The sequence below is a fragment of the Candidatus Pseudomonas auctus genome (assembly GCF_048654275.1).
Taxonomy (GTDB): domain Bacteria; phylum Pseudomonadota; class Gammaproteobacteria; order Pseudomonadales; family Pseudomonadaceae; genus Aquipseudomonas; species Aquipseudomonas pharyngis.
This window is the reverse complement of record NZ_JBJYZK010000008.1, coordinates 64,309-83,898: the sequence shown is the minus strand read 5'-3', so window position 1 is coordinate 83,898 and position 19,590 is coordinate 64,309. Positions and strand designations below refer to the sequence as shown.

Annotated in this window: 23 protein-coding genes; 10 read left to right on the top strand and 13 right to left on the bottom strand. The window is 62.8% G+C overall.

Annotation, left to right across the window (positions count from 1 at the left end; genetic code table 11):
* Nucleotides 1-33: 33 nt before the first annotated feature.
* Nucleotides 34-1,932: a 1-deoxy-D-xylulose-5-phosphate synthase gene (gene dxs / locus ACKUG4_RS16550; protein WP_445434424.1), complete on the top strand. Its 1,899-nt coding sequence runs from the start codon at nucleotides 34-36 to the stop codon at nucleotides 1,930-1,932.
* 152 nt (nucleotides 1,933-2,084) lie between these two features.
* Complete coding sequence (locus ACKUG4_RS16545; RefSeq protein WP_445434423.1) at nucleotides 2,085-3,968, top strand: TonB-dependent receptor domain-containing protein; 1,884 nt, start codon at nucleotides 2,085-2,087, stop codon at nucleotides 3,966-3,968.
* Between the two features lie 111 nt (nucleotides 3,969-4,079).
* Here the strand turns inward: ACKUG4_RS16545 and ACKUG4_RS16540 are convergent, their stop codons facing one another.
* The 12 genes from ACKUG4_RS16540 to nrdR all read right to left on the bottom strand — a co-directional run bounded on the left by ACKUG4_RS16540 (nucleotide 4,080) and on the right by nrdR (nucleotide 12,785).
* Complete coding sequence (locus ACKUG4_RS16540) at nucleotides 4,080-4,880, bottom strand: cobalamin-binding protein (RefSeq protein WP_445434422.1); 801 nt, start codon at nucleotides 4,878-4,880, stop codon at nucleotides 4,080-4,082.
* On the bottom strand, nucleotides 4,880-5,299 hold the full coding sequence (locus ACKUG4_RS16535; protein ID WP_445434421.1) for an MFS transporter: 420 nt from the start codon (nucleotides 5,297-5,299) through the stop codon (nucleotides 4,880-4,882). The genes ACKUG4_RS16540 and ACKUG4_RS16535 overlap by 1 nt, the downstream gene beginning before the upstream one ends.
* Nucleotides 5,296-5,913, bottom strand: coding sequence for a GTP cyclohydrolase II (ribA, locus tag ACKUG4_RS16530; RefSeq protein WP_445434420.1), 618 nt, complete (start codon nucleotides 5,911-5,913; stop codon nucleotides 5,296-5,298). The genes ACKUG4_RS16535 and ribA overlap by 4 nt, the downstream gene beginning before the upstream one ends.
* 132 nt (nucleotides 5,914-6,045) lie before the next feature.
* Nucleotides 6,046-6,771 carry a substrate-binding periplasmic protein gene (locus ACKUG4_RS16525; protein WP_445434419.1) on the bottom strand — a complete coding sequence of 242 codons (726 nt, stop codon included), beginning with the start codon at nucleotides 6,769-6,771 and terminating at the stop codon, nucleotides 6,046-6,048.
* 28 nt (nucleotides 6,772-6,799) lie between these two features.
* Entirely contained in the window at nucleotides 6,800-7,303 is a 504-nt protein-coding gene (locus ACKUG4_RS16520) for a phosphatidylglycerophosphatase A family protein (RefSeq protein ID WP_007910933.1), read from the bottom strand.
* Complete coding sequence (thiL, locus tag ACKUG4_RS16515) at nucleotides 7,300-8,265, bottom strand: thiamine-phosphate kinase (protein ID WP_445434418.1); 966 nt, start codon at nucleotides 8,263-8,265, stop codon at nucleotides 7,300-7,302. Before thiL ends, ACKUG4_RS16520 begins: the two co-directional genes overlap by 4 nt.
* Nucleotides 8,266-8,292: 27 nt before the next feature.
* Entirely contained in the window at nucleotides 8,293-8,793 is a 501-nt protein-coding gene (gene nusB, locus ACKUG4_RS16510) for a transcription antitermination factor NusB (protein ID WP_024014489.1), read from the bottom strand.
* Nucleotides 8,790-9,266, bottom strand: coding sequence for a 6,7-dimethyl-8-ribityllumazine synthase (ribH, locus tag ACKUG4_RS16505; RefSeq protein ID WP_003228649.1), 477 nt, complete (start codon nucleotides 9,264-9,266; stop codon nucleotides 8,790-8,792). The genes nusB and ribH overlap by 4 nt, the downstream gene beginning before the upstream one ends.
* A 91-nt stretch (nucleotides 9,267-9,357) precedes the next feature.
* The gene (gene ribBA / locus ACKUG4_RS16500; RefSeq protein WP_163976584.1) at nucleotides 9,358-10,449 is read right to left on the bottom strand and encodes a bifunctional 3,4-dihydroxy-2-butanone-4-phosphate synthase/GTP cyclohydrolase II; all 1,092 of its coding nucleotides are present in this window, start codon (nucleotides 10,447-10,449) and stop codon (nucleotides 9,358-9,360) included.
* A 16-nt stretch (nucleotides 10,450-10,465) separates the two neighbouring features.
* Nucleotides 10,466-11,143, bottom strand: a complete 678-nt coding sequence (locus tag ACKUG4_RS16495) for a riboflavin synthase (RefSeq protein WP_445434417.1) — start codon at nucleotides 11,141-11,143, stop codon at nucleotides 10,466-10,468.
* Nucleotides 11,144-11,190: 47 nt separating this feature from the next.
* The gene (gene ribD / locus ACKUG4_RS16490) at nucleotides 11,191-12,324 is read right to left on the bottom strand and encodes a bifunctional diaminohydroxyphosphoribosylaminopyrimidine deaminase/5-amino-6-(5-phosphoribosylamino)uracil reductase RibD (RefSeq protein ID WP_445434416.1); all 1,134 of its coding nucleotides are present in this window, start codon (nucleotides 12,322-12,324) and stop codon (nucleotides 11,191-11,193) included.
* A complete protein-coding gene (gene nrdR, locus ACKUG4_RS16485) occupies nucleotides 12,321-12,785 on the bottom strand; it encodes a transcriptional regulator NrdR (protein WP_003228656.1) in 465 nt (154 codons plus the stop codon). Before nrdR ends, ribD begins: the two co-directional genes overlap by 4 nt.
* A 128-nt stretch (nucleotides 12,786-12,913) precedes the next feature.
* Here nrdR and ACKUG4_RS16480 point away from each other — a divergent pair, with 128 nt between their 5' ends.
* Genes ACKUG4_RS16480 through trxA form a run of 3 tightly spaced genes read left to right on the top strand, consistent with a single transcriptional unit; the run spans nucleotide 12,914 to nucleotide 14,943 of the window.
* Nucleotides 12,914-13,378, top strand: coding sequence for a YbaY family lipoprotein (locus ACKUG4_RS16480; RefSeq protein WP_011336139.1), 465 nt, complete (start codon nucleotides 12,914-12,916; stop codon nucleotides 13,376-13,378).
* Nucleotides 13,375-14,031 carry a class I SAM-dependent methyltransferase gene (locus ACKUG4_RS16475; RefSeq protein WP_064382218.1) on the top strand — a complete coding sequence of 219 codons (657 nt, stop codon included), beginning with the start codon at nucleotides 13,375-13,377 and terminating at the stop codon, nucleotides 14,029-14,031. Before ACKUG4_RS16480 ends, ACKUG4_RS16475 begins: the two co-directional genes overlap by 4 nt.
* A gap of 39 nt (nucleotides 14,032-14,070) precedes the next feature.
* Entirely contained in the window at nucleotides 14,071-14,943 is an 873-nt protein-coding gene (gene trxA / locus ACKUG4_RS16470; RefSeq protein WP_445434415.1) for a thioredoxin, read from the top strand.
* A 5-nt stretch (nucleotides 14,944-14,948) separates the two neighbouring features.
* Here trxA and ACKUG4_RS16465 read toward each other — a convergent pair whose 3' ends face one another.
* Nucleotides 14,949-15,305 (bottom strand): hypothetical protein, encoded by a 357-nt coding sequence (locus ACKUG4_RS16465; protein WP_445434414.1) that lies wholly within the window; start codon nucleotides 15,303-15,305, stop codon nucleotides 14,949-14,951.
* A 134-nt stretch (nucleotides 15,306-15,439) separates the two neighbouring features.
* Here ACKUG4_RS16465 and ACKUG4_RS16460 point away from each other — a divergent pair, with 134 nt between their 5' ends.
* The 5 genes from ACKUG4_RS16460 to ACKUG4_RS16440 all read left to right on the top strand — a co-directional run bounded on the left by ACKUG4_RS16460 (nucleotide 15,440) and on the right by ACKUG4_RS16440 (nucleotide 19,487).
* Complete coding sequence (locus tag ACKUG4_RS16460; RefSeq protein ID WP_064599741.1) at nucleotides 15,440-16,033, top strand: DUF2796 domain-containing protein; 594 nt, start codon at nucleotides 15,440-15,442, stop codon at nucleotides 16,031-16,033.
* A gap of 14 nt (nucleotides 16,034-16,047) precedes the next feature.
* Entirely contained in the window at nucleotides 16,048-16,758 is a 711-nt protein-coding gene (locus ACKUG4_RS16455; RefSeq protein WP_064599743.1) for an ABC transporter ATP-binding protein, read from the top strand.
* Nucleotide 16,759: 1 nt separating this feature from the next.
* On the top strand, nucleotides 16,760-18,025 hold the full coding sequence (locus ACKUG4_RS16450) for an ABC transporter permease (RefSeq protein ID WP_445434413.1): 1,266 nt from the start codon (nucleotides 16,760-16,762) through the stop codon (nucleotides 18,023-18,025).
* Nucleotides 18,026-18,036: 11 nt separating this feature from the next.
* Entirely contained in the window at nucleotides 18,037-18,555 is a 519-nt protein-coding gene (locus ACKUG4_RS16445; protein WP_039772003.1) for a DUF3299 domain-containing protein, read from the top strand.
* 233 nt (nucleotides 18,556-18,788) lie between these two features.
* Nucleotides 18,789-19,487 (top strand): OmpW/AlkL family protein, encoded by a 699-nt coding sequence (locus ACKUG4_RS16440; protein ID WP_085613361.1) that lies wholly within the window; start codon nucleotides 18,789-18,791, stop codon nucleotides 19,485-19,487.
* Nucleotides 19,488-19,590: the final 103 nt, after the last annotated feature.

Here is a 19,590-nt window from a genome sequence, read left to right as displayed (position 1 = left end):
GCCGCATCTTTTATACCTATAACGATTCGCCTGATGCCCACGACGTTTCATGAGATTCCCCGCAAGCGCCCGACCACGCCCCTGCTCGACCGCGCGAACACGCCGGACGGCCTGCGCCGGTTAGGCGAAGCCGAGCTGGAAACCCTGGCTGATGAGTTGCGCCTGGAATTGCTCTACACGGTCGGCCAGACCGGTGGGCATTTCGGTGCCGGCCTGGGCGTCATCGAGCTGACCATCGCGTTGCATTACGTCTTCGACACCCCGGACGACCGGCTGGTGTGGGACGTCGGTCATCAGGCCTATCCGCACAAGATCCTCACCGGTCGTCGCGAGCGCATGGAGTCTTTGCGCCAGAAGGACGGCATCGCCGCCTTCCCGCGCCGCTCCGAGAGCGAGTACGACACTTTTGGCGTCGGCCACTCCAGCACCTCGATCAGTGCCGCGCTGGGCATGGCCATCGCCGCCCGCCTGCAGAACAGCGATCGCAAGGCGATTGCGGTGATCGGCGACGGCGCACTGACCGCCGGCATGGCGTTCGAGGCGCTGAACCACGCGCCGGAAGTCGACGCCAACATGCTGGTGATCCTCAACGACAACGATATGTCGATCTCGCGCAACGTCGGCGGGCTGTCGAACTATCTGGCGAAGATTCTTTCCAGCCGCACTTACGCGAGCATGCGTGAAGGCAGCAAGAAAGTGCTGTCGCGCCTGCCCGGCGCCTGGGAAATCGCCCGTCGTACCGAAGAATACGCAAAAGGCATGCTGGTCCCCGGCACCCTGTTCGAAGAATTGGGCTGGAACTACATCGGCCCGATCGATGGTCACGACCTGCCGACCCTGATCGCCACCCTGCGCAACATGCGCGATCTGAAAGGCCCGCAGTTCCTGCACATCGTCACCAAAAAGGGCAAAGGCTTCGCCCCGGCGGAAGTCGACCCGATCGGTTACCACGCCATCACCAAACTCGAACCGCTGGACGCTCCGGCCGCTGCGCCGAAGAAGGCCGGCGGGCCGAAGTATTCCGGCGTGTTCGGTGAATGGCTGTGCGACATGGCCGCTGCCGACCCGCGTCTGGTGGGCATCACCCCGGCGATGAAGGAAGGCTCGGACCTGGTGGAGTTCAGCGAGCGTTTCCCGCTGCGCTACTTCGACGTGGCGATCGCCGAGCAACACGCCGTGACCCTCGCCGCCGGCATGGCTTGCGAAGGCGCGAAACCGGTAGTGGCGATCTACTCGACGTTCCTGCAACGCGGTTACGACCAGTTGGTGCATGACGTCGCGGTGCAGAACCTCGATGTGCTGTTCGCCATCGACCGCGCCGGTCTGGTGGGCGAAGACGGCCCGACCCACGCCGGCAGCTTCGATCTTTCGTACCTGCGCTGCATCCCGGGCATGGTCATCATGACCCCGAGCGACGAAAACGAATTGCGCAAAATGCTCACCACCGGCCACCTCTACAACGGCCCGGCGGCGGTGCGTTACCCACGCGGCACCGGCCCGAACGCAACCATCGAGAAAGACCTCGAACCGATCGAGATCGGCAAGGGTGTGGTGCGTCGCCAGGGCAACAAGGTCGCCCTGCTGGTGTTCGGCGTGCAAATGGCCGAAGCCCTGAAAGTCGCCGAGACGCTGGACGCGACCGTGGTCGACATGCGTTTCGTCAAGCCGATGGACGAAGCGCTGGTACGCGAGATCGCCGACAGCCACGAGCTGCTGGTGACTCTCGAAGAGAACGCGATCATGGGCGGCGCCGGTGGCGCGGTCAGCGAATTCCTCGCCCGCGAGAACATCCTCAAGTCGGTGCTGCACCTGGGCTTGCCGGACGTTTACGTCGAGCACGCCAAGCCGGCGCAGATGCTGGCCGAGTGCGGGCTGGACGAGGCCGGGATTGAAGCGGCGGTGCGTGAGCGCCTGGAACTGCTTAACCGCTAACTCGCTGGATACACGCAAAACCCCATGTGGGAGCGGGCTTGCTCGCGAAAGCGTCGGATCAGTCGATGATGAGTTGACTGACAAACCGCCTTCGCGAGCAAGCCCGCTCCCACATTTGATTTGTGTACACCTGAAAGACCTACGGAATACCGATGAACCTCTCGCGCGTCGCCCTGCCCCTCCTGCTGCTGCCCTCTGCCAACGCCCTCGCCGACACCTTCGAACGCGATCAGGCCCTGAAGCTGCCGGACGTGCTGATCAGCGCCAACCGCCAGATCGAAGCGCGCAACGACAGCAGCGCCGCCAACACCGTGTTCACCCGCGAAGACATCGAGCGCCTGCAACCGCGCAGCGTCACCGATCTGCTGCAACGGGTGCCGGGTGTACAAGTCGCGCAAACCGGCGGACGCGGCAGCCTGCCAGGGATCTACATTCGCGGCACGCAATCGGCGCAGAGCCTGGTGCTGGTCGACGGCCAGCGCATCGGCAACTCGACATCCGGCGACAGCAACCTGCAACACCTCAACATCGAACAGATCGAGCGTGTCGAAGTGCTGCGCGGTTCGCGTTCGGTGATCTACGGCAGCGATGCGATTGGCGGGGTGATTCAGATCTTCACCCGACGCGGCGGCGAACAGGGCTTGCAGCCGCGGATGCATGTGGGCTTCGGCAGCCACCAGACCTGGGAGCGCAGTGTCGGCCTCTCCGGCGGCGATGAGAAAACCCGCTTCAACCTCGGCGCCAGTCTCGATGAAACCGCCGGGATCGACCGCACCCACGAGTCCTATCCCAGCGACAGCGATCACGATGGCTATCGCAACAAATCCATCAGCCTGAGCCTCAGCCATGCGCTGACCGATGACATCGAAGTCGGCGCCAACCTGCTGGATAACCGTGGCAAAAGCGAGTTCGACAACCCGTTCGGCCGCTTCGACCCGGAGACCTTCGACTCCCTCCAGCAGCAGCCTTACAGCGATTTCACCGTCAGCAGTTTCAGCAGCTACATCGACGCTCGGCTCAACGAGCGCTGGAAGTCGCGCCTGGAACTCGGCCACAGCGAAAACCGCGAGAAGTCCTTCGACAAACTCAGCGTCGAACGCTCGGTGTTCAACACCTACCGCGACTCGGTGACCTGGCAGAACGACCTGACCCTCGATGCGCGCAACAGCCTGATCCTTGGCGGCGACTGGTACGAAGACCGGGTCAACAGCAGCACCGCGTTCGACGAAGACAGCCGCTGGAACCGCGCAGCCTTCATCCAGCATCGCTTCCAGGCCGACAGCTTCTCTACCGAACTGGGCCTGCGTCGTGACGACAACCAGCAGTTCGGCGGCCAGAACAGCTGGAGCGGCACACTGACGTTGCCGGTCAATCCGGACAATGATCTGCTGCTCAGCTACAGCGAAGGCTTCCGCGCACCGACCTTCAACGATCTGTATTACCCGGACTTCAGCAACCCCGACCTGAAACCGGAAACCTCGAAAAGCTACGAGCTGCAATGGCGCAGCCAGTTGAGCGACAGCACTCGCCTCGAGGCCTCGTTGTATCGGACCGATCTGGAAGACGCGATCATCTTCGGCAGCAACTCACGCCCGGAAAACGTCGCCTCGGCGCGGATCAACGGCTTCGAAGCAGCGCTGAAACAGGAGCTGTTCGGCTGGCAGAGCAACCTCGGCGTGGCGATCATCGATCCCCGCGACCGCGACACCGGCCACACCTTGGCACGTCGTGCTAGGCGCACCTTGAGCTGGGATCTGGACCGACAGTTCGATCGCCTCGGTCTTGGTGCCAGCTGGCAAGCGGTCAGCAGCAGCTATGACGATCTGAACAATCAGCAGCCGCTTGGCGGTTATGCACTGCTAGGACTGCGCAGCAGCTGGGCGCTGAACCGCGAGATCAAGCTGGATTTCAAGGTCGACAACCTGCTGGACAAGGGTTACAGCCGGGCGTTGTACAGCCATGACGGCAGTCAGTTTGGCTATCGCGAGGAGGGGCGGGCGTTCATGTTCGGGGTAACCTGGACACCGCTACTCTGATCCAGAACTTGCGCTGCATTGACTGACCTCTTCGCGAGCAAGCCCGCTCCCACAGGGGGAACGCATTCCAAATGTGGGAGCGGGCTTGCTCGCGAAGAATTCACCTCGGTCTCAGCGGTCTGGCGCGATCAGCTGGCAGAGCTTGGCGGTGGCTTCGATCATCTGCCCGCTCGGGCGTTCAAGGCCTTTGTCGGTGACCAGCAGCAACTGCCCGTGCTTGACCGCTGCCACCTGCGGCCAGGCGTTCCACGCGTCCAGTTGCAGCTGATCGCCGGCCAGAATCACTTCGGGATCACGCTGTAAAACGGCCTCGATGCTCACCTGCGGCGCCGGCAGACTCAAGTCGGCAAACACATTGCGTGCGCCGCACACTTCAAGCGCATCGCTGATGATCTGCCCGCCACCGACGGTGTACAGCGGCTTGTCCCAAACCTGATAGAACACCCGCAGCGGTACTTCGCGGCGGTAGCGCTGGCGCAGCTTATCGAGTTTTTGCCGCAACTCGCTGGCCCGCGCGATCCCACGCTCAGGACGACCGAGCTGTATCGCGATGCCCTCAATCTGCGCAGTCAGCTGTTCGAGACTGTGAGGCTCGGCAACGAACGTCGGGATGTTCAGGCGCTTGAGCTGATCACGCTGGGCCGGGCCGACACTGCCGGGCCATAGCAGCAACAAGTCAGGTTTGAGGCTGAGCAGCCGTTCCATGTCGAGCTGGCCATAACGGCCCACCGAAGGCACGTCCTTGATAGCAGACGGACGCTCACCGGCATCCAGCACGCCGACCAGCAGATCGGCCGAATCCAGTTCAACCACGATTTCAGACAGGGATGGCGCGAGGCTGACCACCCGCAGAGCGGCCAGCGCCTCAGCGCTGACGGCCAGCAGCAGAACCGCCAGCCAGAGACGACGCATCAGGCGAGTTGACGCGGGATACGGTAGAGGTAGAACAGCACCGCCGTGGACAGCGCCAGCAACATCAGCGGCACCGCTTCAAGACCGACAAACACCGCCAGCGCGCCAATCCATGCCGGCAGCGCCGCGACCACGAATGCACTGCGAAGGCAGGCCGCCAGGGCGATCCAGGCGGCGGGCTCGTCAGGGGTATCGAGGGCTTTTTGTGTGGCGATCAGCGCATGCTTGTAGCGGCCGAAAAACTTCAGGCTGACAAACATCGAGGCCACGCCCGCGATAAAGAAAGGCATCGCCAGCACCGGCAGAATTGCCTCGCCCTGACCGAATACAGCGTTGATCACGAACAGCGGCACCAGCGCCAGCGCCAGGTATTTCCACCAGGCGATCGACAGACGGCGCCGCACTTGCCCGCGGGTCACGCCCGGTCTACCTCGCCCTGATACTCGTTACCCATCATGTGGTCGAGCTTGCTGGCCTTGGTCGCCAGATAGAGTTTGTTGTGCGGGTTGTGGCCGGTGTGCAGCGGCACGCGCTCGGCGACGACAATGCCCATGTCGGTCAAGGCTTTGACCTTGCGCGGGTTATTGGTCATCAGGCGCAGGGATTTGACGCCCAGATGCTCGAGCATCGGCAGGCACATGGCATAGTCACGCTGGTCGGCGGCAAAGCCCAGACGCTCGTTGGCTTCAACGGTGTCGGCGCCGCCGTCCTGCAATTCGTAGGCACGGATCTTGTTCAAAAGACCGATGCCGCGCCCTTCCTGACGCAGGTACAGCAACACACCACGGCCTTCCCGAGCGATGGCCTTGAGGGCGCCTTCCAGTTGCGAGCCGCAGTCGCAACGCTGGCTGAACAAGGCATCGCCGGTCAGGCATTCGGAGTGCAGACGGCCGAGTACCGGGGCACCGTCGGCAATCTCGCCGAGGCTCAGCACGACGTGCTCGCGGCCGGTGGCTTCATCGAGAAAACCGTGCATGGTGAATTGCGCAAAAGGCGTTGGCAGCTTGGAAGCGGCGACAAAAACGACAGGCACCGGTGTGCTCCTGATCTGAAAAGTCCGAGATTCGCTGGGCGGCATTGTAACAGCAGGTTCCCGCAGGCGCTTAGGCTGAATTATCGGGGATAACTATCAAAAAGTTTGATGACAGGCTCGTCGCTATCGCCTTTACTCGAACGGATACGGCTGCTTCCAGCGCTCGAAAACCGGCTTCAACTCGCCGCTTTTCACCAGTTGCTCCATGCGCTGGTCGTAGATCGACATCAGCGCCCGGCCTTGCGGGGTGTCGGCGAAGCCGAGGTACAGCGGCAACTCTGCCAGATGCGAATAACGGTACGGCGAAGGATCGGCGGCGTTTCGCAGCACCGCTTCGATTTCCGTCAGCGCATCGATGTAGTAATCCGCCCGCCCCTGCTTGAGCATTGACAGGATCCCGGTGCGGCGCTCGATCTGGTTGAAGCGTTTGACGTTCGGCAGATAGGTTTCGTAGCGATAGCCGCGCACCCAGGCCAGTCGGTACTTGCCCAGGGTCGCCTGGGTCGGCGAAGGATTGCTGGCCAGGCCGAGCGCGTAGATGTGGTCGGAATCGAAATTCCATTTCGGGTACAGCACCTGCTCGGCTTCGCCGCGATAGGAACCGACCAGTGCATCGACTTCCTTCAGTTGTACCAGCCCCACCGAACGAGTGTAGGGCACGGTGCGAATATCCAGGGTCACGCCGGCCGGCTCGAACACTTTGCGCAACACATCCCAGGCCAGGCCATGGCCGTCGGCGGCGGTGTAGTCTTCCCAGTCTTCGCTGGCCAGGTGAATGACCGACGGCGATGCGTCCTGTGCCTGGGCCACGGCACCAAGCAAGGTCAAAACCACTATCGCCAACCAGCGTCGAGTCATCCCTGCGTCCCTCCTCCACGCCCGGAAATCAGGCGAAAATCCACACCAGTCCCTGCATCGCCAGCCAGGCAAACACGCCGGCCAGCACGTCGTCGAGCATGATGCCGACGCCGCCGTGAACATGCCGGTCGATCCAGCGGATCGGCCACGGTTTGAGAATGTCGAAGAAGCGGAACACCAGGAACCCGGCGAGCAACCAGTACCAGCCTTCCGGCACCAGCCACAGGGTGATCCACATCCCGACCATTTCGTCCCAGACGATGCCCTCGTGGTCGTGCACCCGCAGATCGTCGGCCACTTTGCCGCACAGCCAGAAGCCGAACAACATGGTGATCCCGAGCATCAGCCAGTAACCCCAGTCCGGCAGCATTTGCCACAACGGAATAAAGGGTAGCGCAACTAACGAGCCCCAAGTGCCCGGCGCCTTGGGCAAGGTGCCCGAGCCAAAGCCGAACGCGAGGAAATGCCAGGGATTGCGCCAGACCGACGGCGGAACGAATTCGGCCGGAACCTGTTTCGGGTGATCTGTCACGGTGACTCCTGAAAATGTTGATAACCCCGGATTTGCGGGGTGATGTCGTGCCCGTCGCGATCCAGCAACACTACGCCCTGCCCTTGCGTCACGCGGCCGATCACATGGATCGACCAGCCATCGGCGAGCAGCGCCGGCAACTCGACGGCCGGCAGGGTGAAGGCCAGCACGTAGTCATCGCCACCGCTCAACGCCGCACGTTCGGCGCCGCGCTGACCGAGAAACGCCACCAGCGCCTCCGACAACGGAACGCGCTCGCGCTCGACTTCGAGGCAAACCTTCGAGGCCAATGCGATGTGACCGCAATCGGCGAGCAGCCCATCGGAGATGTCCAGCGCCGAAGTGGCCTTGCCACGCAGGGCCTGACCGAGAGCGAGTTGCGGTTGCGGCGACCAGTAATGATCAAGCAGCGGCTGGGCGATGTGTGGTTCGGCGTCTCGCTGACCCAGAACCAGCGGCAAGGCCCCGGCGGCATTGCCCAGTTCGCCGCCGACACACAGCAGATCGCCCGGCCGGGCTCCGCTGCGGGTCAGCGCTTTGCCGGCCGGGACGCGGCCGAACACGGTAACGGTCAGGCTCAACGGCCCGCGGGTCGTGTCGCCGCCGACCAGTGCCACGCCGCAGTCCTGCGCCATGCGATTCAAACCGCGGGCATAGGCTTGCAGCCAATCGGCGGTCACCGTCGGCAAGGTCAGGGCAAGGGTAAAGGCGACGGGCGTGGCGCCCATGGCAGCGAGGTCGCTGACCGCCACGGCCAGCGAGCGCTGACCGAGCAGAAACGGATCGCAGGGATCGGCGAAATGCACGCCGGCCACCAGCGTATCGGTGGAAACCGCCAGCTGTTCCCCGGAAGGGACCGCCAGCAAGGCGCAGTCGTCACCGATCCCCAGTGCAACGCCTTCGCCGCCCTGCGCACAAGGCGCGGCGGCGAAGAAATTGCGGATCAGCTCAAACTCGCCCATGGCTGAGAAAAAGTATTCAAGCGCGGATCAGCGCTTGAACGCCTTCACTTCAGCTTCACGCAGGCGCGGAGCCAGCTTGTCGAGCACGCCGTTGACGAACTTGTGGCCGTCGGTCGAACCGAACACCTTGGCCAGCTCGATACCTTCGTTGATCACAACGCGGTACGGCACGTCGACGCGCTTGAGCAGTTCCCAGGTGGACAGGCGCAGAACCGCCAGTTCAACCGGGTCCAGCTCTTCGATCGCCAGGTCCAGGCAAGGCGTGAGCGCGGTGTCGATTTCGGTCTTGAACTGCGGAACCCCGTGGAGGATTTCGCGGAAGTAAGCCCCGTCGACATCGGTGAAATCGTTATCGACCCGGAACTGCGCTTCGATCTCGTTCAACGATTGCCGAGCCATGTGCCATTGATACAGGGCCTGGGTCGCGAGCTGACGGGCTTCGCGGCGCTTGGCGCTCTTCGATGGCTTGCCGGCATCCGCAGGTTTCGGATCGCGCGGGTTGAAACGATCGCTTTCGTCGCTAATCACTTGGCCTCCAACTGCGCCAGCAGGCTGACCATTTCCAGAGCGGACAGGGCAGCTTCAGCACCTTTGTTGCCGGCCTTGGTGCCGGAACGTTCGATGGCTTGCTCGATGGAATCAACGGTCAGGACGCCGAAAGCGACCGGTACGCCGAACTCCATGGACACCTGGGCCAGGCCCTTGGTGCACTCGCCCGCCACGTATTCGAAGTGCGGAGTACCGCCACGAATGACCGCGCCCAGGGCGATGATTGCTGCGAACTCGCCTTTCTGGGCGACTTTCTGCGCAACCAGCGGGATTTCGAAGGCGCCAGGTGCGCGGATGATGGTGATGTCGCTTTCGCTCACGCCGTGGCGAACCAGGGCATCAACTGCACCGCTGACCAGGCTTTCAACCACGAAGCTGTTGAAGCGGCCCACTACCAAAGCGTAGCGGCCTTTAGGGGCGATGAAGGTACCTTCGATGGTCTTCAGGGTCATTCGTCAGATCTCTTAAAGAGCCGGGACGCGTCTGTTTCGCGTCCCTCAGTGATTTATTTGCCGCGAATACAGGGCCGGAAACAACCGGTCATTATTCGGAGGGCACGTATTCTACAACTTCCAGATCGAAACCGGATATCGCATTAAATTTCATTGGCGCGCTCATCAAACGCATTTTGCGCACACCGAGGTCACGCAGGATCTGCGAACCGGCACCGACAATGCTGTAGGTGGTCGGTTTTTTCGGTGCGGCCTGATCGCCGGTTTCGCGGATGTGCGCCAGCAACACGTCGCCATCCAGTGGATGACCGAGCAACAGCACCACACCGCTGCCGGCCTCGGCAACCGCAGCCATGGCGGCGCGCAGACTCCAGCGGCCCGGTTGCTTGACCATCAGCAGGTCGCGCAGCGGGTCCATGTTGTGCACGCGAACCAGGGTCGGTTCTTCGGCGCAAACGGTGCCCAGGGTCAATGCCATGTGCACGTCGCCTTCCACCGAATCACGATAGGTCACCAGGTTGAATTGGCCCAGTTCGCTGTCCAGCGGCTGTTCGGCAATCCGCTGAACGGTACGTTCGTGGATCATCCGGTAGTGAATCAGGTCGGCGATGGTGCCGATCTTGATGTCGTGTTCGGCGGCAAAAGCTTCCAGTTCAGCACGACGGGACATGGTGCCGTCATCGTTCATCACTTCGCAGATCACGCCGCTCGGCTCGAAACCGGCCATGCGCGCCAGGTCGCAGGCGGCTTCGGTGTGGCCGGCGCGGGCCAGGGTGCCACCGGCCTGGGCCATCAGCGGAAAAATGTGGCCCGGGCTGACGATGTCTTCGGCCTTGGCGTCTTTCGCGGCGGCCGCTTGCACGGTGCGCGCACGGTCAGCGGCGGAAATGCCGGTGGTCACGCCTTCGGCGGCTTCGATCGAAACGGTGAACTTGGTGCCGAAACCGGAACCGTTGCGTGGCGCCATCAGCGGCAGCTTCAGGGTTTCGCAGCGCTCGCGGCTCATCGGCATGCAGATCAGGCCACGGGCGTATTTGGCCATGAAGTTGATGTGCTCGGCCTTGCAGCATTCGGCGGCCATGATCAGGTCGCCTTCGTTCTCGCGGTCTTCGTCATCCATGAGGATGACCATCTTGCCTTGGCGGATGTCTTCAACCAGTTCTTCGATGCTATTGAGCGCCACAAGGCACCCCCTTCAGTCAGGATTTGAGGTAGCCGTTGGCGGCCAGAAAGCTTTCAGTGATGCCACCGCCAGGCTTTTGTGAAGAGTCAGGCTCAGCGGCCCTGTCGCCCAGAAGCAGACGCTCCAGATAACGCGCCAGCAGGTCGACTTCCAGGTTCACCCGGCGACCTGGCTTGTAGGACGCCATGATGGTTTCGCTCAGGGTGTGCGGGATGATCGTCAGCAGGAATTCGGCGCCATCGACCGCGTTCACGGTCAGGCTGGTGCCGTCGACGGTGATCGAGCCTTTGTGGGCGATGTACTTGGCCAGCTCTTTCGGCGCGCGGATGCGAAATTCCACGGCGCGGGCATTGTCGCTGCGCGAAACCACTTCGCCGACACCGTCGACATGACCGCTGACCAGATGGCCGCCGAGACGGGTGGTCGGGGTCAGGGCTTTTTCCAGGTTGACCGGGCTACCGCTTTTCAGGTCATTCATGGCGGTGCAGTCGAGGGTTTCGCGACTGACGTCGGCGGCGAAGCCGTTGCCCGGCAGTTCAACCGCAGTCAGGCACACGCCGTTGACCGCGATGCTGTCGCCGAGTTTGACGTCGCTCAGGTCGAGCTTGCCGGTTTCGACATACACCCGCACATCACCGCCCTTTGGGGTCAGTGCGCGGATACTGCCGATGGATTCGATGATGCCGGTAAACATGGGGTTCTCCTTGAGAACGAAGCCAGCGCTAACGCGATGGCCGGGAATTATACGCTCGCCGATGGGACAGGGATGGCAGTGACTCGCCAGTCATCGCCAACCGCGCGAATTTCAGTGATTTTCAGCTCCGGCGCATCCTTCATACAGGCCAGCGGCCAGTCCAGAAGCGGACGCGCCGTGGAGCCGAGGAACTTGCCGGCGATGAAGATCACGAACTCGTCGACCAGACCGAGCTGGGCAAACGCACCGGCCAGTCGCGGACCGGCCTCGACCAGCACTTCGTTGACGCCACGGTTGGCCAGTTCGACCAGCAACTGGTGCAGATCGACCTGACCGTCATCGCCCAGCACGATCAGGCATTCCGGGCCGTGGGCGTACTGCTCTTCGATGGCCACACACGTGGCGACAAGTGCCGGGCCGGCCTTGAAGAACGGCGCATCCAGCGGCACCCGCAGACGTCCGTCGATCAATACCCGCAGCGGCGGACGGCTCAGGGCCAGCGCGGTTTGTTCGGCATCCAGCCCCAGCTCGTCACCGCGAACGGTCAGGCGTGCGCCATCGGCCAGCACCGTGTCGGCGCCGGTCAGCACCACGCTGGCCTGAGCGCGCAGACGCTGCACCGCCGAACGCGCGGCAGGGCCGGTGATCCATTGGCTCTCACCGCTTTCCATCGCTGTACGGCCATCGAGGCTCATGGCCAACTTGACCCGCACGAACGGCAAGCCGTGTTCCATGCGCTTCAGAAAACCTTGATTGAGCTTGCGCGCCTCAGCTTCCAGCACGCCGCTTTCGGTGGCGATGCCGGCATCGGTCAAGCGCTGCAGACCGCGTCCGGCGACTTGAGGATTCGGATCACGCATCGCCGCAACCACCCGGCCAATACCGGCATTAACCAGCGCATCGGCGCACGGCGGCGTACGGCCGTGGTGGCTGCAAGGTTCGAGGGTCACGTAAGCCGTGGCGCCACGGGCCCGTTCACCGGCGGCGCACAGGGCGTGGACTTCGGCGTGGGGTTCGCCGGCACGTTCATGCCAGCCTTCGCCGACAATCTGCCCGTCACGCACGATCACGCAGCCAACCCGTGGATTGGGATGCGTCGTGTAATGCCCCTTGCGCGCCAGCTCCAGGGCCCGGGCCATGAAGTGAGCGTCGAGGATGGCCTGCTCGGCGGCGGTGGTCATTCTTTCACCGGTTCGCGGGCGAGGCGGTCGATCTCTTCGCGGAATTCGTTGAGGTCCTGGAAGCGGCGGTACACGGAAGCGAAACGGATGTAGGCGACTTCATCGAGCTTTTGCAGCTCGGCCATCACCAGTTCGCCGACCACGAGGGATTTGACCTCGCGCTCGCCGGTGGCGCGCAGCTTGTGCTTGATATGGACCAGCGAGGATTCGAGGCGCTCGACGCTCACCGGACGTTTCTCCAGGGCGCGTTGCATGCCGGCGCGGAGTTTTTCTTCGTCGAACGGTTGGCGGCTGCCGTCGGTTTTGATCAGGCGCGGCAACACCAGTTCGGCCGTCTCGAACGTCGTGAAACGTTCGCCGCAGGCCAGGCATTCACGCCGGCGGCGCACCTGTTCGCCCTCGGCGACCAGACGCGAGTCGATGACCTTGGTGTCGTTGGCACCGCAGAAGGGACAGTGCATGGTGGCTGGCAACAAAAAAAGGGAGGGCCATGGTAGCGCATCCCGGTGGCAAGACAAGCCATAGGCTTTGCGGTATACAGACTGCCATGATCGATTGATCCATGGATTTCATTTTGCTGGAGCCACCAATGTCCCTACGACCGCTCGTTTTGCTCAGTGTTTTCAGCCTGCTGGTGGCCTGTGGCAGCGACGCGCCCAAGCCTCAGCCGCCCACACCGGGCCCGGCGCCGCAACAGGCGCAGAAAAAAGCCCGGGAAGCTGCTGATCTCGGCCCGCTGCCCGCGTATCAACGCGAACTGAGCGGCACCCTGCAAGGCGTGCCGGCCGGTGCCGAAGTCGAACTGGCGCTGCTGGTGATCGACGAGAAGGATCGCCCGCAACAATTGCTCGCCAGTTCCAGCCTGATCGGCAATAACCAGATTCTGCCGTTTCACCTGCGCTTCAACCCCGAATCCTTCCCGGTTGGCGCCCGGGTTGAATTGCGCGGCCGCGCCAGCCAGTCCGGCCAGTTGATCCTGCACCTGCCGTCGCAGACCATCACTCAGCCAACCACCCAGGCGCTGGGCCAGCTGCAATTTGTCAAAGCCCCATGAATGCCCCGTCAGACCTGCAACAGTCGCTGGGCGAGTTGCTCGGCGACGCCCGACTGAAAGCCTGCACATTGCCGGACACCGATTTGCAGCTGTGGCTGATCGATGGCGACAACATGGCGCGTGAATTCAGCCAGGAAGAAACCCAACGAATCCTGCATGAACCGCCGTACTGGAGTTTCTGCTGGGCCAGCGGTCTGGCGGTGGCGCGCTATCTGGCAGAGTTTCCCGAGTGGGTGCGGGGCAAACGGGTGCTGGATTTCGGCGCCGGTTCCGGGATCGCCGGCATCGCGGCGGTGAAGGCCGGCGCGCTGGAGGTGGTGGCCTGCGACCTTGACCCGCTGGCGATTGCCGCCTGTCGGGCGAATGCCGAGCTCAATGATGTGCAGATGAGTTATTCCACGGATTTCTTCGCCGAGGCGGATCGCTTCGATCTGATCCTGGTGGCCGACGTTCTCTACGACCGGGAAAATCTGCCGCTGCTCGACGCCTTCCTGAGCCGTGGCCGCGAAGCGCTGGTGGCGGATTCGCGGGTCCGGGATTTCCGTCATCCGTTATACCGGCGCATCGAAATGCTGGAAGCCATGACCCTGCCGGATCTGGCCGAGCCGGAAGAGTTTCGCCATGTCAGCCTCTACCATGCGGCCCGCGCCTGACCGTATAGTTGCCCCATTCACGCTTTTACGAGATACCCCATGAGTCAGCAAACGCCGTACATCTTCGACGCCACGACGGCCGACTTCGACCAGTCGGTGATCGAGGCTTCCTTTCAAAAACCGGTGCTGGTGGATTTCTGGGCCGAATGGTGTGCGCCGTGCAAGGCGCTGATGCCGATGCTGCAAGGCATCGCCGAGAGCTATCAGGGCGAGTTGCTGCTGGCCAAGGTCAATTGCGATATCGAGCAGGACATCGTCGCCCGCTTCGGCATCCGCAGCCTGCCGACCGTGGTGCTGTTCAAGGACGGTCAACCGGTGGACGGCTTTGCCGGCGCGCAACCGGAATCCGCCGTGCGCGCCCTGCTCGAACCCCATGTGCAGATGCCGGCGCCGTCGGCTGCCGATCCATTCGAACAGGCTCAGGCACTGTTTGACGAGGGCCGCTACGCCGACGTGGAAGCGACATTGGTCACGCTGCTGAGCGAAGACAATACCAACGCCAAGGCGTTGATTCTCTACGCTCGCTGCCTGACCGAACGCGGTGAACTGGGCGAAGCGCAAACCGTGCTCGACGCGGTCAAGAGCGATGAGCACAAAGCCGCGCTGGCTGGCGCCAAGGCGCAGATCAAATTCCTCGGCCTGGCCCGTGACCTGCCAGATGCTGCCGACCTGAAAAGCCGTCTGGCGCAGAACCCGCAGGACGATGAAGCGGTGTATCAACTGGCAATCCAGCAACTGGCCCGCCAGCAATACGAAGCGGCGCTGGACGCACTGCTCAAGCTGTTCATCCGCAACCGCAGCTACGGCGAAGGTCTGCCGCACAAGACCTTGCTGCAAGTGTTCGAACTGCTGGGCAACGATCACCCGCTGGTGACCGCTTACCGGCGCAAGGTGTTTGCCGCGCTGTACTAACCCCCTTACTCGATCCAGCTGTAGAGCGGCGTATCCCCGCCGCTCGCCACCTTCACATCGGATGAATGACGCAGGCGCACCAGCAAGCGCTTGCCCGCCGCTGCGCTGCCGGTCAGCCCTTCGAGCTGATCCAGCAGATCCGGGCCGCTGAGCTGCCCGGCCTTGCGCAAAAGATCCCTCGCGACCTGCCACAACGCGTCATCCTGATTCACCGGTTTCGCCACCGCCGCCGCTGCTGCTTGCGGCTGGGCCGTCTGCACCTGCACGCCAAACTGCGCACCGAGCCGCGCCCAGTCGCTTTCATCCAGTTCCAGGGTCAAATCCACCGGCAAGTCGCCGACGGTTCCGCGTATCCGCAACATAAGCTTTCTCCCGCACATTTCTGACCTGCATGCTCCCATGGGACTTGTGTAACGCCAAGCGGGCGGGCAAACTCTGCGCACTTTCGTTATAAGATTACATAACAAACTCTTCACTTTACTTCCCGGAGACCGCCATGCGTCGTCTGCTGCTCGCTTTGCCGTTTGCCCTGTTGCCGCTGGCCATCGCCCAGGCTGCCGATGAGCATGATCACGACCATGAGCACGGCAGCCTCGCTGCCCACGAACATGGCGTTGGACGCCTGAACGCCGCGCTCGACGGCCAGACCCTGGAGCTGGAGCTGGAAAGCCCGGCGATGAACCTTGTGGGTTTTGAACACGTCGCCACCAGCGATGCCGACAAGGCCAAGGTCGCCGCCGCCCGCGCGCAACTGGAAAAACCGCAGGCTCTGTTCAGTCTGCCGGCCGCCGCCGGTTGCAAAGTCACCAGCCAGGAGCTGGAAAGCCCGCTGTTCGGCGACAAGCCGGATGCCGACGACCACGACGAAGAGGAAGCCGGCAAGGACGGTCACGAGCATCATCACGACCACAGCGAAATCCACGCCCACTACCAGTTCAGCTGTGCGGCACCGGGTGCGTTGAAAACCCTGGATCTGGCGAACCTGTTCACTACCTTCCCGGCCACCCAGAAAATTCAGGTACAACTGATCGGCCCGAGCGGCCAGCAAGGCACGGAAGTGACGGCCAAGGCCGCCGCCCTGAAGTTCTGACACGAAACGGCGCCATGACCCAAGCACTCATCGAACTGTCCGACCTGGGCTTCAACTGGCCCGGTCACCCGCCGCTGCTGGACATCCCGGCGTTTCGCCTGGAAGCCGGCGAAACCCTGTTCCTCAAGGGCCCCAGCGGCAGCGGCAAGACCACCCTGCTCGGCCTGCTTGGCGGGGTGCAGAAACCCGGTCGCGGCAGCATTCGCCTGCTCGGCCAGGAACTGACCGAACTGGGTGCCGGCGCCCGTGATCGCTTTCGGGTCGACCACACCGGCTACATTTTCCAGCAGTTCAACCTGCTGCCGTTTCTCTCGGTGCGCGAGAACGTCGAGCTGCCGTGCCACTTTTCGAAGCTGCGCGCCGAGCGTGCGAAACAGCGTCACGGCAGCGTTGATCAGGCCGCCGCCACCCTGCTCGCCCACCTGGGTTTGAAGGACGAAAGCCTCCTGAGTCGCCGCGCCGATTCGCTGTCGATCGGTCAGCAGCAACGGGTCGCCGCTGCCCGCGCCTTGATCGGGCAACCGGAACTGGTGATCGCCGATGAACCGACCTCGGCACTGGATTACGACGCCCGGGAAAACTTCATTCGCCTGCTGTTCGCCGAGTGCCGCGAAGCCGGCTCGAGCCTGTTGTTCGTCAGCCACGACCAGAGCCTCGCGCCGCTGTTCGACCGTCACCTGTCCCTGGCCGAACTCAATCGCGCCGCCACGTCTGCCGAGGTCTGAGATGTATCTGTTCCGTCTGGCCATGGCCAGCCTCGCTAACCGGCGTTTCACCGCCCTGCTCACTGCTTTCGCCATCGCGCTTTCCGTCTGCCTGCTACTGGCGGTTGAGCGGGTGCGCACCGAAGCCAAGGCCAGTTTTGCCAGCACTATCAGCGGCACTGACCTGATCGTCGGTGCCCGCTCGGGCTCGGTGAACCTGCTGCTGTATTCGGTGTTTCGCATCGGCAACGCCACCAACAACATTCGCTGGGACAGCTTCGAACACTTCGCCAGCAACCCGAAGGTGAAGTGGGCGATTCCGATGTCCCTCGGTGACTCCCATCGCGGCTACCGGGTGATGGGCACCACCGAAGCCTATTTCGAGCATTACCAGTACGGTCGCCAGCAGCATCTGGAACTGGCGGACGGTCGCGCCTTCGCCACCGATCCGTTCGAAGTGGTGCTCGGTGCCGAAGTGGCCGAGGCGCTGCATTACAAGCTCGGCGACAAGCTGGTGCTGGCCCACGGCGTGGCGGCGATCAGTCTGGTCAAGCACGACGACAAGCCGTTCACCGTGGTCGGCATTCTCAAGCGCACCGGCACCCCGGTGGACCGCACGCTGCACATCAGCCTCGGCGGCATGGAGGCGATCCACATCGACTGGCACAACGGCGTGCCGGCCCGTGGCAACGGCCGGATCAGCGCCGATCAGGCGCGCAATATGGACCTGACGCCGCAAGCGATCACCGCGTTCATGCTCGGCCTCAACAGCAAGATTTCCACCTTCGCCCTGCAACGGGAGATCAACGAATTCCGTGGCGAGCCGATGCTGGCGATCCTGCCGGGTGTGGCCTTGCAGGAGTTGTGGAGCCTGATGAGCACCGCTGAAAAAGCGCTGTTCGTGGTCTCGCTGTTTGTGGTGCTGACCGGGTTGATCGGCATGCTCACGGCAATTCTCACCAGCCTCAACGAACGCCGCCGCGAGATGGCGATCCTGCGTTCGGTGGGCGCTCGGCCGTGGCACATCGCGAGCCTGCTGGTGCTGGAAGCCTTTGCTCTGGCGCTGAGCGGGGTGATCGCCGGGGTGGCGTTGCTGTACCTCGGCATCGCCGCTGCTCAGGGTTATGTGCAGGCCAATTACGGGCTGTATCTGCCGCTGGCCTGGCCAAGCGAGTATGAATGGACGCTGCTCGGTGGCATTCTGGCGGCCGCGCTGCTGATGGGCAGCGTGCCGGCCTGGCGCGCGTATCGCCAATCTCTGGCCGACGGCCTGTCGATCCGTTTATGAGGATGTTCACCATGCCCCGCGCCGTGCTTGCGCTGCTGTTGCTGGTCGCCCTGCCCGTGTGGGCGGCGGCGCCAAAAGACCTGACCTGGTCGGAAATGATCCCGCCGGACGCCGCGCCCGAAGTGCCGAACATGACGCCGCTGCACGACCTGTCGAAGATGGGCGACGCGCTGTCGGCGGAGTCCGCGCCAGCGGCCAAACAGGACATGCCCAACGCCCCCGTGGTGCAAAGCCTCGATGGCCAGAACATCCGCCTGCCGGGCTACATCGTGCCGCTGGAAGTGAGCGAAGAAGGTCGCACCACGGATTTCCTGCTGGTGCCATATTTCGGCGCCTGCATCCACGTGCCGCCACCGCCGTCGAACCAGATCGTGCACGTAAAAAGCGAACTCGGCGTGAAGCTCGACGAGCTGTACCAGCCGTACTGGGTGGAAGGGCCGTTGCAGGTCAAGCAGTCCACCAGCGAACTGGCTGATGCCGGGTATCAGATGGAAGCGGACAAGATTTACGTCTACGAACTGCCGGAGTAAATCCGTTGCTCTGTGTTGATTGATCGATTGCCATCGCCAGCAGGCTGGCTCCCACAGGGGATTTTGTGTTGATGCAAATATCCATTGTGGGAGCCAGCCTGCTGGCGATGAGGCCATGAAAGTTCCACAAAAATCCGGGGCATCACTGTTTCATTGAGCTGAGTCAAAAGACCGTATCAGACGGATTCGTACCATAGGACATCAAACATTTTTAACGTCCTTTGGGAGCTTCCATGAACAAGTCCTTGCTCAGCGCCTCGCTGTTTGCCCTCGCGCTCGCAGCCCCGCTCGCCCACGCCCACGAAGCCGGCGACATCATCGTTCGTGCCGGTGCGATCACCGTCAACCCGAAGGCCGACAGCTCCAGCGTCAAGGTCGATCAGGGTCCGCTGAGCGGCGCCAACCTGGGCGGCAAGGCGACCATGAGCAGCGACACCCAACTGGGTCTGAACTTCGCCTACATGCTGACCAACAACATCGGTATCGAGCTGTTGGCCGCCTCGCCGTTCGAGCATGACGTGAAGCTCAAGGGCACCGCCCTGCCAGCCGCCAACGGCAAACTCGGCACCCTCAAACACCTGCCGCCGACCCTGAGCGTCGTCTACTACCCGCTGGACGCGAAATCGGCCTTCCAGCCGTACATCGGCGGCGGCATCAACTACACCTGGATCTACGACGAGCACGTCGGCAGCGAAGCCCAGTCCAACGGCTTCAGCAACTTCAAGGCGAAAAACTCCTGGGGCCTGGCCTGGCAGGTCGGCGCCGACTACATGCTGACCGACAACATCATGCTCAACGCCCAGGTGCGCTACATCGACATCGACACCCGTGCCACCGTCGAGAACAACGCCGTAGCCCCGGGCACCCGTGCACGGGTGAATGTGGACGTTGATCCCTTCATCTACATGGTTGGTCTAGGCTACAAGTTCTAAAGAACGTTCACGTGGTGGTGAATGAGGCTTGGTGGCGGGCAACTCAGAACTGACGGCGATGTTACGCAATCGACCGGGGAGCAAGCTCCCTCGCTACAGGAAA